Annotated in this window: 16 protein-coding genes; 2 read left to right on the top strand and 14 right to left on the bottom strand. The window is 71.6% G+C overall.

What is annotated here, in order from left to right; genetic code table 11:
- Positions 1–4 precede the first annotated feature (4 nt).
- The 6 genes from D7M15_RS17525 to D7M15_RS17500 form a co-directional block, all read right to left on the bottom strand.
- Positions 5–1,405 carry a dicarboxylate/amino acid:cation symporter gene (locus tag D7M15_RS17525; protein ID WP_206337379.1) on the bottom strand — a complete coding sequence of 467 codons (1,401 nt, stop codon included), beginning with the start codon at positions 1,403–1,405 and terminating at the stop codon, positions 5–7.
- Between the two features lie 395 nt (positions 1,406–1,800).
- Positions 1,801–2,184 carry a DUF4229 domain-containing protein gene (locus tag D7M15_RS17520; RefSeq protein ID WP_121518380.1) on the bottom strand — a complete coding sequence of 128 codons (384 nt, stop codon included), beginning with the start codon at positions 2,182–2,184 and terminating at the stop codon, positions 1,801–1,803.
- A gap of 57 nt (positions 2,185–2,241) precedes the next feature.
- A complete protein-coding gene (locus D7M15_RS17515) occupies positions 2,242–2,760 on the bottom strand; it encodes a GNAT family N-acetyltransferase (protein ID WP_206337495.1) in 519 nt (172 codons plus the stop codon).
- Between the two features lie 169 nt (positions 2,761–2,929).
- Positions 2,930–4,096 (bottom strand): aminofutalosine synthase MqnE, encoded by a 1,167-nt coding sequence (mqnE, locus tag D7M15_RS17510; protein WP_121518379.1) that lies wholly within the window; start codon positions 4,094–4,096, stop codon positions 2,930–2,932.
- Positions 4,097–4,233: 137 nt separating this feature from the next.
- Positions 4,234–4,689 (bottom strand): Lrp/AsnC family transcriptional regulator, encoded by a 456-nt coding sequence (locus D7M15_RS17505; protein ID WP_121518378.1) that lies wholly within the window; start codon positions 4,687–4,689, stop codon positions 4,234–4,236.
- A gap of 60 nt (positions 4,690–4,749) precedes the next feature.
- Positions 4,750–5,508, bottom strand: a complete 759-nt coding sequence (locus tag D7M15_RS17500; RefSeq protein WP_121518377.1) for a UbiX family flavin prenyltransferase — start codon at positions 5,506–5,508, stop codon at positions 4,750–4,752.
- A gap of 210 nt (positions 5,509–5,718) precedes the next feature.
- Between D7M15_RS17500 and D7M15_RS17495 the strand changes: the two genes are divergently transcribed.
- Positions 5,719–6,318, top strand: coding sequence for a rhomboid family intramembrane serine protease (locus tag D7M15_RS17495; RefSeq protein ID WP_121518376.1), 600 nt, complete (start codon positions 5,719–5,721; stop codon positions 6,316–6,318).
- Between the two features lie 81 nt (positions 6,319–6,399).
- On the opposite strand, the gene mqnP is transcribed toward D7M15_RS17495, so the two are convergent.
- Positions 6,400–7,323 (bottom strand): menaquinone biosynthesis prenyltransferase MqnP, encoded by a 924-nt coding sequence (gene mqnP / locus D7M15_RS17490; protein ID WP_121518375.1) that lies wholly within the window; start codon positions 7,321–7,323, stop codon positions 6,400–6,402.
- Positions 7,320–8,771 (bottom strand): menaquinone biosynthesis decarboxylase, encoded by a 1,452-nt coding sequence (locus D7M15_RS17485; RefSeq protein ID WP_121518374.1) that lies wholly within the window; start codon positions 8,769–8,771, stop codon positions 7,320–7,322. The genes mqnP and D7M15_RS17485 overlap by 4 nt, the downstream gene beginning before the upstream one ends.
- 109 nt (positions 8,772–8,880) lie before the next feature.
- On the opposite strand from D7M15_RS17485, the gene D7M15_RS17480 reads away from it, so the two are divergent.
- Entirely contained in the window at positions 8,881–9,237 is a 357-nt protein-coding gene (locus D7M15_RS17480) for a PLD nuclease N-terminal domain-containing protein (RefSeq protein WP_121518373.1), read from the top strand.
- A gap of 168 nt (positions 9,238–9,405) precedes the next feature.
- Here D7M15_RS17480 and ccsB read toward each other — a convergent pair whose 3' ends face one another.
- The 6 genes from ccsB to hemL all read right to left on the bottom strand — a co-directional run bounded on the left by ccsB (position 9,406) and on the right by hemL (position 16,061).
- The gene (gene ccsB / locus D7M15_RS17475) at positions 9,406–10,539 is read right to left on the bottom strand and encodes a c-type cytochrome biogenesis protein CcsB (protein WP_240649354.1); all 1,134 of its coding nucleotides are present in this window, start codon (positions 10,537–10,539) and stop codon (positions 9,406–9,408) included.
- The gene (locus tag D7M15_RS17470; protein WP_121518372.1) at positions 10,536–12,464 is read right to left on the bottom strand and encodes a cytochrome c biogenesis protein ResB; all 1,929 of its coding nucleotides are present in this window, start codon (positions 12,462–12,464) and stop codon (positions 10,536–10,538) included. Before D7M15_RS17470 ends, ccsB begins: the two co-directional genes overlap by 4 nt.
- A gap of 5 nt (positions 12,465–12,469) precedes the next feature.
- Entirely contained in the window at positions 12,470–13,231 is a 762-nt protein-coding gene (locus D7M15_RS17465; RefSeq protein ID WP_121520927.1) for a cytochrome c biogenesis protein CcdA, read from the bottom strand.
- A gap of 19 nt (positions 13,232–13,250) precedes the next feature.
- Complete coding sequence (locus D7M15_RS17460) at positions 13,251–13,853, bottom strand: TlpA disulfide reductase family protein (protein WP_121518371.1); 603 nt, start codon at positions 13,851–13,853, stop codon at positions 13,251–13,253.
- Between the two features lie 127 nt (positions 13,854–13,980).
- On the bottom strand, positions 13,981–14,661 hold the full coding sequence (locus D7M15_RS17455) for a histidine phosphatase family protein (RefSeq protein ID WP_121518370.1): 681 nt from the start codon (positions 14,659–14,661) through the stop codon (positions 13,981–13,983).
- 92 nt (positions 14,662–14,753) lie between these two features.
- Positions 14,754–16,061: a glutamate-1-semialdehyde 2,1-aminomutase gene (hemL, locus tag D7M15_RS17450; RefSeq protein ID WP_121518369.1), complete on the bottom strand. Its 1,308-nt coding sequence runs from the start codon at positions 16,059–16,061 to the stop codon at positions 14,754–14,756.
- Positions 16,062–16,094: the final 33 nt, after the last annotated feature.

Below are 16,094 nucleotides of genomic sequence, written 5' to 3'. Positions count from 1 at the left end.
TGCGTCAGGCCGGGAGCGGGTGGGTGGGCTCCGGGCGGGTGTCGTCGCCGTGGGTGCGGGACGGGGTGTCGTCGTGGTCGAGGTCGTCCAGGCTGAAGCTCTTCGCGCTGTGGAACGCGTCGAGGTCCAGGATGTTCTCGCGGGCCGCGACGAGGACCGGTACGAGCGCCTGACCGGCCACGTTCGTCGCCGTACGCATCATGTCCAGGATCGGGTCGATCGCCAGCAGCAGGCCGACGCCCGCCAGCGGGAGGCCCAGCGTGGAGAGGGTCAGGGTCAGCATGACGGTGGCGCCGGTGAGTCCGGCCGTGGCGGCGGAGCCGATGACCGAGACGAAGGCGATGAGGAGGTAGTCACCGACGTGCAGGTCGACGCCGAAGATCTGGGCGACGAAGATCGCGGAGATCGCCGGGTAGATCGACGCGCAGCCGTCCATCTTGGTGGTGGCGCCGAACGGGACGGCGAAGGACGCGTACTCCCTGGGTACGCCGAGGCGTTCGGTGACCTTCTGGGTCAGGGGCATGGTGCCCACCGAGGAGCGGGAGACGAAGCCGAGCTGGATGGCGGGCCAGGCGCCGCGGAAGAACTGGACGGGGTTGACCTTGGCGACGGTGGCCAGCAGCAGCGGGTAGACGCCGAAGAGTACGAGGGCGCAGCCGATGTAGATGTCGGCGGTGAAGGTGGCGTACTGGCTGATGAGGTCCCAGCCGTAGTCCTTGATCGCCGTGCCGATCAGGCCGAGGGAGCCGAGCGGGGCGAGCCGGATGATCCACCACAAGGCCTTCTGGAGCAGCGCGAGGACGGACTCGCCGAGGGTCAGCAGGGGTTCCGCCGTGGCGCCGAGCTGGAGGGCGGCGACGCCGGTGACGGCGGCCATGAAGACGATCTGGAGGACGTTCAGTTCGGTGAACGGCGTGATGACGTCCGTCGGCACGATGCCGGTGAGGAAGTCCAGCCAGGAGCCCTTGCTCTCCGGTTCGGCGCCGTCGCTGGCGCTGAGGCCGGTGCCGGAGCCGGGGTTGGTGAGCAGGCCGATGGCGAGACCGATGGCCACCGCGATGAGCGAGGTGACCATGAACCAGAGCAGCGTACGGGTGGCGAGCCGCGCGGCGTTGGACACCTTGCGCAGGTTGGTGATGGAGATGACGATCGCGAAGAAGACGAGGGGTGCGACGGCCAGCTTCAGCAGCTGGACGAACGTTTCGCCGATCTTGGTCAGCGTGGTCCCGAGCCAGTCGATCTCCCAGTGCCGGGCGGCCCAGCCGAGCAGGACGCCCAGCACGAGGCCGCCGAGTATCTGGGCCCAGAACGGGACCCGGGGCAGCGGCAGCCGTACGCGCGAGGGCGTGGACGACGGCGACGACGTGGACGCGTCGGGGGACGGGGCGGACGAGGACACGGGCACACTCCGGTGACGACGGGACGGGGGACGCGTACGGGCGCGAGGCGGGACGAGCGGGCGGCGGGTCGGGCCCGGCCGCTGCTCAGGCGCTGATCAGTCGTGAACAGTCGCTGGTCAGACGGTGGTCAGCCGCTGGTCAGTCGCGGTGCTGACAGGCCGCGGAGAGGCAGCGGCAGAGGTCGACGTGCAGCCGCGCTACGAGCAGAGGGCTCGTCGCGTCGGAGAGAAGGGCCGCTGTCGTCACGGAACTCACGCTAACACCATGTCTTTGATGTACCCAAAGCTTCTCTTTGGGCAACGCTCACGACGACGCACAACGCCCCGCCCGGGAAGGGGATTCCCGGCGGGGCGCCGTCGCGGATGTGAGGTGTACGACCCGTGGGGGGGCCGGTGCGGTGCTACGCCGTACGCGGTGCCTCGTCCGCCGTACGGTCCCGGTCCCGGTCCCCGGCGCCGCCGACGTCCACAGCGTCCGAAGCGTCCGCCGCGCCCGCCTCCTCGTCCTCCATGCTGCGGTTCGCGGCCAGCCGCCCCTTCGCGGTGTCCACGCCGTCGGCCAGCTGCCGCGCCATGGCGTCGCGCTGCTTGGCCAGCAGGACGAAGCTCAGCGGCGCCGACAGCAGCAGCGCGAGCAGGAAGATCCACAGCGGGTTGGAGTCACCGATGCCCTCGGGGAGGACCCCGACGTACGCCAGCACGGCGGCGACGACGAGGCAGCCCGCGAAGATGGCCAGCCGCATCAGGGTGTAGCGGAGGGTCGCGTGCGAGGTGCTGCTGCTCACTGCCTTGTCTTCCTTACGTCGGCTCGGGGGTGGGGCCCGGGTGGTGGATCGGCGGGGTCAGCGGAGCGCCAACCACATGGTGACATCGTCGCGGAACTCCCCGTCGGCCACCTTGATGGCGTCCGGGACGCGGCCGACCTCCGCGTAGCCGCAGGAGGCGTAGAAACGTTCCAGCCCGCGACCACCGCGCAGCGTCAGCCGTACGCCCGACACGCCCTCGATGCCGCGTGCCGTGTCCGCCGCCGCGGCCATCAACCGCCGTCCCGCGCCGGTGCCCTGGAGGGACGGGTGGACCATCACGGTGTAGAGCCACACCCAGTGGCGCATCAGGCGGTGGGAGTTGAGGGTGAGGAACGCCGTCGCGGCGACCGCGCCGTCCGCGTCGAACCCGGCGACCAGCCGCACCCGCCCCTCGCCCATCGCGTCGAGGTAGCGGAGCACCTCCGGCCGTACGTCGTCGCGGGTGACGGGCGGTACGAAGCCGACCGCGCCGTCGGCGTTGACGACGTCCGCCCAGAGGGCGGTCAGGCCCTCCACGACGTCCGTCTCCAGCGGCGGGTCGGCGACGAAGCGCAGCGCGGCGGGCGCGCCCGGGGTGCCCGTACGGGTCCCGGGCGTACGCACGCCGTTCACGTGGCCCGTCCGCTCGGCCCGCCGGTCGTCACACGGGCTTCCACGACGCACCGTCCGCCGCACCCGCACCGTCCGCCGCGCACGTACCACCCGCCGCGCCCGTACCGCCCGCTCACACCCGCATGGGCTGCGGCGACTCACGGCGGTCCGGGTCGGCGCCCTCGTACTCGCGGATGATCTCGTACCGCGTGTTCCGCTCCATCGGACGGAAGCCCGCGTCCCGGATGAGGTCGAGCAGGTCCTCGCGGGTGAGCTTGTCGGGGGTGCCGAAGTTGTCGGCGTCGTGCGTGATCTTGTACTCGACGACGGAGCCGTCCATGTCGTCCGCGCCGTGCTGGAGGGCGAGTTGGGCGGTCTGCACGCCGTGCATGACCCAGAACACCTTCACGTGCGGCACGTTGTCGAAGAGCAGCCGGGACACGGCGAACGTCTTCAGGGCCTCCGCGCCGCTGGCCATCGTCGTACGGGCCTGGAGGCGGTTGCGGACCTTGCCGTCCTTCATGTCCACGAAGTCGTGTTGGTAGCGCAGCGGGATGAAGACCTGGAAGCCGCCGGTCTCGTCCTGGAGCTCCCGCAGCCGCAGTACGTGGTCGACGCGGTGCCGGGGCTCCTCGATGTGCCCGTACAGCATCGTGCAGGGCGTCTTGAGGCCCTTCTCGTGCGCGAGCCGGTGGATGCGCGACCAGTCCTCCCAGTGGGTGGCGTGGTCGACGATGTGCTGCCGGACCTCCCAGTCGAAGATCTCGGCGCCGCCGCCGGTGAGCGACTCCAGCCCGGCCTCGATCAGCTCGTCCAGGATCTCGCTCGCGCTGAGCCCGGAGATCGTCTCGAAGTGGTGGATCTCCGTGGCCGTGAACGCCTTCAGCGACACGGTCTCCGGCAGCGCCTCCTTGAGCGCGCTGAGCGACCGCGGGTAGTAGCGCCACGGGAGCGTCGGGTGCAGGCCGTTGACGATGTGCAGCTCGGTGAGGTTGTCCCCCTCCATCGCCTTGGCCAGCCGTACGGCCTCCTCGATGCGCATCGTGTACGCGTCCTTCTCGCCCGGCTTCCGCTGGAACGAGCAGTAGGCGCAGGACGCCGTGCACACGTTCGTCATGTTGAGGTGGCGGTTGACGTTGAAGTGGACGATGTCGCCGTTCTTCTCCGTACGCACGTGGTGGGCGAGTCCGCCCAGCCACGCGAGATCGTCGGACTCGTAGAGGGCGATGCCGTCCTCGCGGGTCAACCGCTCTCCGGAACGGACCTTCTCCTCCAGCTCGCGCTTGAGCCCAGCGTCCATGCGCACGCGCCTCCCTCGGTCTGCGATGAGCGGTTTTCGAGCGTACTCCCCCGTACGGGGCGCCCCCATACCCCGCCCCCCGCACCGGCCGTACGGGCAGGTCGCGCGGGTGCGGAGCCGGGCGGTCCGGGCGGCGGCTACGCGTCCTCGGGGAGTTCGCCGACCCGGTTCTCCCACTTCGTGGAGAGGACCATGGTCGTACGCGTACGGGACACGCCCTTGGTGCCGGAGAGCCGCCGGATGACGCGTTCCAGGTCGTCGATGTCGCCCGCGCGGACCTTGAGCATGAACGAGTCGTCGCCCGCGATGAACCAGCAGTCCTCGATCTCCGCGAGGTCCCGCAGCCGCGTCGCGACCTCCTCGTGGTCCACGGCGTCGGAGAGCTGGATGCCGATGAGGGCGGTGACGCCGAGGCCGAGGGAGGGCGAGTGGACGGTGGCGCGGTAGCCGGTGATGACGCCCGCCGCCTCCAGGCGGTTGATGCGGTCGGTCACGCTCGGGCCGGACAGGCCGACCAATCGGCCGAGCTCCGCGTACGACGCTCTGCCGTTCTCGCGCAGCGCCTGGATGAGCTGCCTGTCCACCGCGTCCATGCGTACTGGGCCTTCCGTTTCCCTGGGATTCGCAGACTCCTGGATTCGTCGGGGACGAATCTATGGCATGGGCCCGGCGGCGCCTCGCGTCCCTTCGGGGTGGCCGGCTCGCGGGGGCCCGTCGGGGGTGGGGCCGCCACGGCCGGGGTCGTCGGGGCCCCCGGGGGCGTCGCGGTGGTCAGGATCCCAGCGGCGGTAGAGCTTGTGGGGGACGCCGACCGCGTCGAGCACCCGCCCGGCGACGAAGTCGACCAGCTCCTGGATGTCCCGGGCGCCGCCGTAGAAGGCGGGCGAGGTCGGCAGTACGACGGCCCCGGCCTCGTCGAGCGCCACGAGGTGCCGCAGCGTCGATCCGGCGAGCGGGGTCTCGCGTACGGCGACGACCAGCGGCCGCCGTTCCTTCAGGGTGACGGCGGCCGTGCGCTGGAGGAGGTCCTTCGACAGGCCGAGGGAGACCCCGGCGACGCACTCGGTGCTGGCCGGGACGATCAGCATGCCCCGCACCGGGTACGAGCCGGAGGACGGCCCGGCGGCCAGGTCCCCGGCGGGCCAGTGGCGTACGCCGCTCACGTCCGGGTCGTACGCGTCGGGGGTGCCGTCCGCGCCGCGCGCGAGCCAGCGGCGCAGGTCGGCGGCGGCGTGCGCGTCGCGGAACGGGTGACCCGTCTCGTCCAGGACGGTCAGCCGGGCGGCCCGGCTCACGACCAGGTCGACGTCCTCCCCGGCGTGCAGCAGCGCGCGGAGGACGGCGGCGGCGTACGGCGTGCCGGACGCGCCGGACACCCCCACCACCCAGGGGCGGCGCTGACTGGAGTTCACGCCTCCGAGACTACGTCCCGCCCGCCCGTTCCCCGGACACGGGGCGCGGGCGGGCGGGACGGGGCGCGACGGCCTCCGGGAGGGGGAACCGGCGCGACTTCGCGGAGCGGGAACTCCGGGGAGGTACGACGGCGTTGTAACGGACGAACGACGCGAAATGTCGTGTGCGTACCGGTGGCGGCACCGGTCTCTCCCGGGGGAGGGAGGACGATGACAAGCGAATCGAACCACAGGGTGAAGTCGGCCCTCCTGATCGTCCTGCTGTGGGTCGGCCTGCTGTGGGTGCTGGAGTTCGTCGACCAGGCCACGGGCAACGCGCTGGACACCTTCGGGATAGAGCCGCGCCGCACGGGTGAGCTGGTGGACGTGGTCCCGGCGTCGTTCCTCCACTTCGGCTTCGACCACCTGATGGCGAACACGGTGCCGCTGCTCGTGCTGGGCTTCGTGGCGGCGCTGCGCGGCACGGCCCGCTTCCTCGCGGTGGCCATGACGATCATCGTGGTGAGCGGCCTGGGCGTGTGGCTGACGGCGCCGGAGCACAGCAACACGGCGGGCGCGTCGGGGCTGGTGTTCGGGCTGTTCGGCTATCTGCTGGTGCGCGGTTTCGTGGACCGGCGGATCACGGACGTGGCGCTGGGCGGCGTCGTCGCGGTGTTGTACGGGTCGATCCTCTGGGGCGTGCTGCCGACCTCGGCGGGGATCTCCTGGCAGGCGCACCTGTTCGGGCTGATAGGTGGCGTGCTGGCGGCGTTCACGACGTCCAGCACTCGGGGTGCCATAGGCACCGGGCGGCCACCGGCCTGGCACTGAGCCGGGGCCCTGACAGACCGGGGCCCCGGCGGACGGACCCTCCTCCCGCTCCTCCGCGGAGCAGTCCTGCTCAGAGAGGTCCTACGCGGAGAAGCCGCGCACCACCAGGTCCAGCAGGGCGAAGACGAAGAGGACGATGCCGATGACGCCGTTGACCGTGAAGAAGGCCCGGTTCAGCCGGGACAGATCCGTGGGCCGTACGACGGAGTGCTCGTAGCAGAAGGCGCCCACCACGATCGCCAGGCCCACCCAGTAGAGCGGCCCGGCGCCGGTGACCGCGCCGAACAGCGCCAGCAGCGCCACCGTCAGCACATGGCAGAGCCGCGCGCCGTGCAGCGCGGCGGCGACGCCGAAGCGCGCGGGGAAGGACCGTACGCCCTGGGTGCGGTCGGCGGCGACGTCCTGGCAGGCGTAGATCAGGTCGAAGCCACCGATCCATATGCCGATGGCCAGACCGAGGGCCACCGCGTCCCAGGACCAGGCGCCGGTCACCGCGATCCAGGCGCCGACCGGGCCGATGGCCTGCGCGAGACCGAGGATCGCGTGCGGGAAGTCGGTGAACCGCTTGCCGTACGGATACACGACCATCGGCACGACCGCGACGGGTGCGAGCGCGAGGCAGAGGGGGTTCAGCAGGGCGCACGACGTCAGGAAGATCACGACGGAGACGAGCGAGCCGGTCCAGGCGGTCCGTACGGAGACGGCGCCGGTGACCAGTTCGCGGCCCGCGGTGCGCGGGTTACGGGCGTCGATCTCGCGGTCGATGATCCGGTTCGCGGCCATGGCGAAGGTCCGCAGGGACACCATCGCGACGGTGACGAGGAGGAGTTGGCGCCAGTGGACGGACGAGTCCTCGTGGTACATCGCGACGAGCGCGGCGATGTACGCGAACGGCAGCGCGAACACGGAGTGTTCGATCATGACGAGCCGCAGGAAGGCGCGCACCCGCCCGGTGTCGGGCCGTGCCGCCTCGTCGCGCACGGGCAGGCCGTCGGCGGTGCTCACAGGCCGTACTCCTTCCAGCGTTCGGTGACCAGCCGGGCCGTCTCCGGGTCGGACTCGATCATCCGCGGCCAGCCGCCGTCCCGCGTGTACCCCTCACCGGTCCACTTGGCGGTGGCGTCGACGCCCGCCTTGCCACCCCAGAACTGCTGGTAGGAGGAGTGGTCGAGATGGTCGACGGGGCCTTCGACGACGGACAGGTCGCGGGCGTAGTCGACGTTGCCGAGCGCGCGCCAGGCGACGTCGTGCAGGTCGTGGACGTCGCAGTCGGCGTCCACCACCACGATCAGCTTCTCCAGGGAGAGCATGTGCGCGCCCCAGATGGCGTGCATGATCTTCTGCGCGTGCTTGGGGTACTTCTTGTCGATCGAGACGATGATGCAGTTGTGGAAGCCGCCCGCCTCCGGCAGGTGGTAGTCCACGATGTCCGGGATGATGATCTTGAGCAGGGGCAGGAAGAAGCGCTCCGTCGCCCGCCCCAGCGGCCCGTCCTCCGTCGGCGGCCGTCCCACGACGATCGACTGGAGCAGCGGCCGCTTCCGCATGGTCACGCAGTCGATGCGGAGCGCGGGGAAGTCCTCCTGCGGCGTGTAGAAGCCGGTGTGGTCGCCGAACGGCCCCTCCGGCAGCGTCTCCCCCGGCTCCAGCCAGCCCTCCAGCACCACTTCGGCGGCGGCGGGCACCTGGAGCGGCACGGTCTTGCAGTCGACCATCTCGATCCGCTTGCCCTGGGTGAAGCCCGCGAAGAGGTACTCGTCGATGTCGCCCGGCAGCGGAGCGGTCGCGGCGTACGTCACGGCGGGCGGGCAGCCGAAGGCGATCGCGACGGGCAGCTTCTCGCCACGGCGGGCGGCCACCTGGTAGTGGTTCCGGCTGTCCTTGTGGATCTGCCAGTGCATGCCGATGGTGCGCCGGTCGTGCCGCTGGAGGCGGTAGAGGCCGAGGTTGCGTACGCCGGTCTCCGGGTCCTTGGTGTGCGTGAGGCCGAGGTTGAAGAAGTACCCGCCGTCCTCGGGCCAGGTGAACAGCGCGGGCAGCGCGTCGAGGTCGACGTCGTCGCCCTGGAGGACGACGTCCTGGACGGGCCCTTCCTTCACCTTCCGCGGCGGCACGTGCGCCATCGCGCCGAGCTTCCCGAACGCCTCGCGCATCCCGACGAAGCCCTGCGGCAGTTCCGGCTTGAGGAGGCCGCCGATCTTCTCGCTGATCTCCTCGTACGAACCGAGGCCGAGCGCCTTGAGGAGACGGCGGTCGGTGCCGAAGACGTTCATGGCCAGCGGGATCGAGGTGCCCCGTACGTTCTCGAAGAGGAGCGCCGGGCCACCGTCCTTCTGCACCCGGTCGACGATCTCCCCGATCTCCAGCCGGGGATCGACCTCCGCCTTGATCCGCTTGAGGTCGCCGTCGCGGTCGAGGGCCCGCAGCAGCGAGCGGAGATCGTCGTATGCCATACGCCCCAGTATCAGCCATGGCCTTCCGGGGCCGTTACGCTGGCCCTGTACGGCCGCCGCGCTCGGCCTGTCCACGCCGCCAACCGCTCATACCCAGGGGGCGCTCCACATGCTCAGGTATCTGCCGTTCCTACTGGTCCTGGCGGTGTGGATCTACGCCTTCATCGACTGCCTCAACACCCCGGAGTCGGAGGTGCGGAAGCTGCCGAAGCTGGCCTGGGTGCTGATCGTGCTGCTCTTCGGGCAGGTGCTGGTCGGCCCGGTGGCGTGGTTCGCGGTCGGCCGCCCGCGGCGGAACGCGCCGTACGGGGCGACGAGTCCGCAGGAGCGGCGCTGGGTGGCTCCGGACGACAACCCGGAGTTCCTCAAGAAGATCAAGGACGACGAGGAGGCGCGCCGCAGGCGGAACGGCGGGAACGCGGGCCAGGAGGGCCCCGACGAGACCCCGCCCCCGGCCGGCGCCTGAGCGACACGACGACGGCCACGGGCCCGACCGCCCGCACCGGCACCCGGAAACGCGCCCGGCCCCGGGCCCCGAACGGGGCACCGGGGCCGGGCGCTTGGCGCGCGGACCACGGACCGGTGGGACGCAGGCCGGGGACATCCGGACCGGCGAGGCCCGGACCAGCCGGGCTCAGACGCCCGCGTACGAGTGCTTGCCGGTCACGAAGATGTTGACGCCGTAGTAGTTGAAGAGGAAGCAGGCGAACGCGACCAGCGCGAGGTAGGCGGCCTTGCGCCCCTTCCATCCGGCCGTGGCCCGCGCGTGCAGGTAGCAGGCGTACGCGACCCAGGTGATGAACGACCAGACCTCCTTGGGGTCCCAGCCCCAGTAGCGGCCCCAGGCGTCGCCCGCCCAGATGGCGCCCGCGACGATCGTGAACGTCCAGAAGGGGAAGACCGCCGCGTTCACCCGGTACGCGAACTTGTCCAGCGAGGACGCCGACGGCAGCCGCTCCAGCACCGAAGTGGCCGCGCGCGAGGGGGTCTCCCCGGCGAGCAGCTTGGTCTCGTAGCGGTCGCGGAAGAGGTAGAGCGCGGTGGCGACGAAGCCGAGGTAGAAGAGCGCGCCGCAGACGATGGCGAGGGAGACGTGGATCCACAGCCAGTACGAGTCGAGCGCGGGCACCAGCTGCGTGCTCTCCGTGTACAGCACGGTGACGGCGAGCCCGAGGTCCAGCAGGACGGTGGTGATCAGCGGCAGGCCGATCCAGCGGATGTCCTTCCGGGCGAGGAGGAACGCGAGGTACGCGCCCACGGCGACCATGGAGAAGGCCGTCGAGAACTCGTACATGTTGCCCCAGGGCGCGCGCCCCACCGACAGGGAGCGCGTCAGCACGCTGCCCGCGTGCAGCAGGAACGCGAGCACGGTGAGCGAGACGGCCACCCGCCCGTACAGGTCGCCCTGTTCGTCGCCGCCCGCCGCGCCGGGCCCGTCCGGGAGGTCGCCGCGGCGGCCCGCGGCGGAGCGTACGACGACCTTGGGGCGGGCGGCGCCGGGCCGTTCCAGTACGGAGGTGGTGCCGCCCTTCCGTACGGTCACGGCCGGGGCCGGTGCGGCGGCGGTGTCGGCGGCCGGGTCCGGGTCGGAGTCGGCGCCCGTGGCGGTGAGCGCGGCGGCCGTACGGGCGACCTTGCTGCGGCTGCCGAAGACCCACTCCGCGATGTGCGCGGAGAAGGCGAGGACGTAGACGGCCATCGCCGAGTAGATCAGGTAGTTGCTGATCTCGGCGAGATTCTCGTTCTGTGCGGCAGCGAGGATGGTCACTTGCCTGCTCCTTCAGCAGCTTCTTCAGCGTCTTCGGAAGGTGTTCCGTCGGAAGGTGTCCCGTCGGAAGGTGTCCCGTCGGCGGGTCCCGCCACCGCGGGCGCCTCGGCCTGCATGCTCGTCGCGAGGTCGGACAGCTCCTCGGGGAGCCGCGCCGACTCGCTGCGGCCGAGTCCGGCCATCTCCACCACCGTACGGCCGTCGGGTCCGGCGACCGCGCGCACCCACACGCGGCGCCGCTGGATGAACAGCGAGCCCGCCAGCCCGGCGACTGCGGCGAGCGCGCCGCCCAGCGCCCAGCCGTTGCCGACCTGGTGGGAGACCTGGAAGTTGGCCCACTGCTTGACGCCCTCGAACTTCAGGGAGCCCGCGCCGTCCGGCAGTTCCATCGTCTCGCCGGGGAGGATCTTCTGTGCGAGCGCGCGGCCGTCGTCGGCCTTGAACTGCTTCATGTTGTCGGTGTCGAGCTGGTACACGTTCTGCGCCAGCCCGGAGTCCAGCCCCAGGTCGCCCCGGTACGCGGTGAGGAAGAGCACCGGGAAGTTCAGCTCGGGCGACTGGGAGAACATCGTGCCGGAGTTGGCGCCGCCGAAGGTCGGCACGAAGAAACCCTGGAAGCCGAGCTGGTCCCGGCGGCCCTTCGCGTCGCGGTAGTCGGTGACCTTGACGACGCCGCTGGAGGTGAGGTTGGTGTCCTGCGGGAGGAACGCGACGGGCCCGCGGTACGCGACGTCGCCCTTGCCGTCCTTGACGGTGACGACCGGCGCGAAGCCGTGGGCGAGCAGGTACACCTTGGAACCGCCCACCTCCAGCGGGTGGTTCATCTCGATCGCGGACTTCTTCTCCTCGCCGTCCGCGCCCTCCCAGTACGTGATGTCCGCGCGGTAGTCGCGGGGCGTCGTCGCGTCCGGGCCGTCCTTCGCGTACGTGGCGGTGAAGTCCTCCAGCCGGAAGCCGAAGGAGTCCAGGTCGTCGGAGCTGAAGAGGGAGCCGGACTTGAAGTCGTCGTACTGGGTGAGGGTGTTGGAGAAGCCGTCGCCCTGGATGATCAGCTTGCCGCCCTCGGACTTCCACAGCTGTCCGGCGGCGAAGGCCAGCAGCAGCACGATGAGGGCGATGTGGAAGAGGAGGTTGCCCGCCTCCCGCAGGTAGCCCTTCTCGGCGGCGACCGCGTCGCCCTCCGCGTGCACGCGGAACCGCTTGCCGCCCAGCAGCGTACGGGCGGCGTCGCGCACGTGGTCGGGTGCGGCGTCGGTGTGCCAGGTGGTGTACGCGGGCATCCGGTCCAGTCGGCGCGGGGCGCGCGGCGGGCGGGCGCGGAGCTGGCCGACGAACTGCCAGCTGCGCGGCACGATGCAGCCCGCCAGGGAGACGAACAGCAGGATGTAGATCGCGGAGAACCACACCGAGGTGTAGACGTCGAACAGCTGGAGCTTCTCGTAGAGCGGCGCCACGGTGTCGTGCTGCCGCTTGAACACGTCGACCTTGACGGCGTCGACCGGCGTCTGCGGGATCAACGAGCCCGGCACGGCCGCGAGGGAGAGCAGGAACAGCAGGATCAGCGCGACCCGCATCGACGTCAGCTGGCGCCAGAACCACCGCGCCCAGCCGGTCAGTTCGCGCGCCAGCCAGAGGGCGCCGCCCACGGGGCCCGGGGCGCGGGCGCCGCCGAAGGAGCCGCCGCCCGCGGTCCGCGCCCGGTCGGCGGCGGCATCGTCGTCGTCGACGGGCGCGGTGGACAGCTGCGAACGGGCCGCGTCCTCACCGGCGTCCGTCTCCGGCTCGGGGCCCAAGTCCCCACCGGACCCCGGCTCCCCGTCCGCCGTACGTACCTCGCGGTCCGCCGCCGCCGCGTCGCCGTCCGCCGCCGTCTCCTCGACGGCCACGGAGGAGTCGCCGCGGCCCTTGGTCACGTCATCGCTCATCGCGCTCAGATCCCCACGGTGAAGTCGGACGACCACACCTGCATCTCGTAAACGATCCTGTCCCAGGCCCCCGTCACCAGCAGCACGCCCACCACGACGAGCATCCCGCCGCCGAGCCGCATCACCCACACGTAGTGCTGCTTCACCCAGCCGAACGCGCCCAGCGTGCGCCGGAAGGCGACCGCCGCGACGACGAACGGCACGCCGAGGCCGAGGCAGTACGCCACCGTGAGCAGCGCCCCGCGCGCCGCGCTCGCCTCGGTGAGCGCCAGGGTCTGCACCGCCGCGAGCGTGGGCCCGATGCACGGCGTCCAGCCGATGCCGAAGAGCACGCCGAGCATCGGCGCACCCGCCAGGCCCATCGCGGGCTTCCTGTGGAAGCGGAACTCCCGCGAGGTGAAGCGCGACATGACGCCCATGAACGCGAGGCCCATCAGGATCGTCAGCGCCCCCAGCACCTTCGCGATGTCCTTGCGGTGCTCCTGGAGCGTCCCGCCGAAGCCGCCGAAGAGGGCGCCGCCCGACACGAAGACGGCGGTGAAGCCGAGGACGAACAGCGCCGAGCCGAGGAACATCCGCCCGCGCCGGGCGTCCGCGAGGTCCGTACCGCTGACCCCGGTGACGTAACTGAGGTAGCCCGGTACGAGCGGCAGCACGCACGGGGAGAAGAACGACACGAGGCCGCCGAGGACCGCGATCGGCAGTGCCAGCGGCAGCGATCCGCTGAGCACCGTCTCGTTCACGCCGGTGGCCGCGAGTGCGTTCATGGCCCGGTCCACGCCCCGGTCACTTCTCGTCGATCAGGGGGTCGAGCATGGCGCGCAGATCGTCCTCGCCCAGTTCCTTGAGCGCGCGGACGGCGATCTTCCCGTCGCGGTCGAGGACCAGCGTGGAGGGGATGGTCTGCGGGGAGAGGCTGTTCTCGGGGAACTTGAGGATCTGCTTGCCGCTGGGGTCGTACAGGCTCGGGTAGTCGATGCCGTAACCGCGCTCGAACGCCTTGGCGTTGGCCTTGTCGAGGTCGCGGGTGTTGATGCCGACGAACTGGACGCCCTTGCTCTCGGTGTCCTTCGCGACCTTCGCCATGTGCGGCGCCTCGGCGCGGCAGGGCGCGCACCAGGAGCCCCAGACGTTCAGCACGACGATCTTGCCGCGGTACGCGGACAGCCTCAGCTCCCCGCCGTCCACGGATTCGCCGGAGATGTCCGGTACGGCCTTCCGCTTGCCCTTCGGCACGGTCGTCACCTGGCCGGTGCCCTGCACGAACTGGGTGTCGCCGGACGACGAACCGGTGTCTTCACCACCGCAGCCCGCCAGCAGCAGCGCCCCGGCCGCGGCTCCGGCGGCCAGCAGGGTCGTACGGCTTCGGGCGGCACGGACTCGGAACATGTGAAAAGTTTCGCATGGGCGTCCGAGGGATCTTGCTCGCCCCCCTTGTCCGTTGTGTACGGACCGTTCACGGGGCCCGTACGCGCGGACCGTCGCGTCCGTACGGGCCCCCGCGTCCGTACGCGTGTCAGGCCCCGTGGCCCTTCGCCCCCGGCACCGGCTTGGCGCCGGGCAGGAGATGGGCCGGTACGAGGTCGCGGGCCGGTTCGCCGTAGCCGACCGACACCAGGCGGTCGCCCAGGTACGTGAAGCTCGTCAGCGACGCGAGGGTGCACTCGCGGCTGCGCGGGTCGTGCCAGAGGCGGCGCTTCTCCGCGTGGCTGCGGAGGATCCAGATCGGCAGCTGGTGGCTGACGCACACCGCCTCGTGCCCGTACGCGGCGTCCCGGGCGGCGTCCAGCGCGGCCCGCATCCGGACGACCTGGTCGACGTACGGCTCGCCCCAGGACGGGCGGAACGGGTTGCGCAGGTGCCGCCAGTTCGCGGGGCGTCGCAGGGCGCCGTCACCGACGCCGAAGGTGCGGCCCTCGAAGACGTTCGCCGCCTCGATCAGCCGCCCGTCGGACGCCGTGTCCAGGCCGTGCTGCTTGGCGATGGGCGCGGCGGTCTCCTGCGCGCGCTCCAGCGGGGAGGCGACGACGTGACGGACGTCGCGCGCGGCGAGGTGCTCGGCGACCCGGTCGGCCATGCGGCGGCCGAGGTCGGAGAGGTGGTAGCCGGGGAGCCTGCCGTACAGCACGCCCTCCGGGTTCTCGACCTCGCCGTGCCGCAGCACGTGCACGACGGTCACCGTCTTCTCGTCCGCCATCCGCTCCGCGCCTCCCTGTTCCACTGTCCTGTCCGGGGTGCTCCCCGTGCTCCCGCCCGTCGTCCCCCGCTCCGCGTCCGCGCCGTCGCCGCTCACGCGACCGCCTCCGCGGCGGCGCGGGCTGCGGCCGGGAGCGCGTCCGCGACGCGCTCGACGGCGCGCTCGTCGAGCGCCGTCGAGACGAACCACGACTCGAAGGCGGACGGCGGCAGGTACACGCCCCGGGCGAGCATCGCGTGGAAGAACGCCGTGTAGCGGAACGCCTCCTGGGTCTTCGCCGCCGCGTAGTCCCGTACGGGCGCGTCGGTGAAGAAGACGGAGAACATGCTGCCCGCCGTCTGCACCCGGTGCGCCACGCCCTCCTTCGCCAGCGCCTCGGTGACCAGCGCCCGCAGCCGCGCGGACGTGGCGTCCAGGGCCGCGTACGCCGCGTCGTCCAGCAGCCGCAGCTGCGCGACGCCCGCGGCGGTGGCGACCGGGTTCCCGGAGAGGGTGCCCGCCTGGTACACCGGCCCGGCCGGGGCCAGTTGGTCCATGATGTCGCGGCGCCCGCCGAAGGCCGCGGCGGGGAAGCCGCCGCCCATCACCTTGCCGAACGTCATCAGGTCCGGCGTCACGCCGTCCAGCCCGTACCAGCCCGCGCGGTCGACGCGGAAGCCGGTCATGACCTCGTCCGAGACGTAGAGCGCGCCGTCGGCGCGGCACAGCTCCCGTACGCCCGCGTTGAAGCCGTCGACCGGCGGCACGACGCCCATGTTCCCCGCCGCCGCCTCGGTGATCACGCAGGCGATCTCGCCGGGGTGCGCGGCGAACGCGGCGCGTACGGCGTCGAGGTCGTTGTACGGCAGCACGAGCGTGTCCCCGGCCTGCGCGCCCGTGACGCCGGGGGTGTCCGGCAGCCCGAGCGTCGCCACCCCGGAGCCGGCGGCGGCGAGGAGGGCGTCGACGTGGCCGTGGTAGCACCCGGCGAACTTGACGATCTTCGTGCGTCCCGTGAAGCCGCGCGCCAGCCGGATCGCGGACATCGTCGCCTCGGTGCCGCTGGAGACGAGCCGTACCCGCTCGACGGGCGCGACCCGGGCCACGATCTCCTCGGCGAGCGCCACCTCGTCCGCGCCGGGCGTGCCGAACGACGTGCCGCGCGACACCGCCTCCCGTACGGCCGCGGTCACTTCGGGGTGCGCGTGCCCGAGGATCATCGGGCCCCAGGAGCAGACGAGGTCCACGTACTCGCGGCCGTCGGCGTCGGTGAGGTACGGACCCGTACCGGACGCCATGAACCGGGGCGTACCGCCCACGGCCTGGAACGCGCGGACCGGAGAGTTCACGCCTCCGGGCGTCACCACGGCGGCACGGTCGAACAGCGACTGCGATACTGGGGCATCGAACGAGTAGGTCACGGGGCCATGGTGTCAGAGCCGTACGCGCTTCCG

It is taken from the genome of Streptomyces sp. Z26 (assembly GCF_003665095.1).
Taxonomy (GTDB): domain Bacteria; phylum Actinomycetota; class Actinomycetes; order Streptomycetales; family Streptomycetaceae; genus Streptomyces; species Streptomyces phytohabitans.
This window is presented reverse-complemented; position numbering and strand designations above follow the sequence as displayed.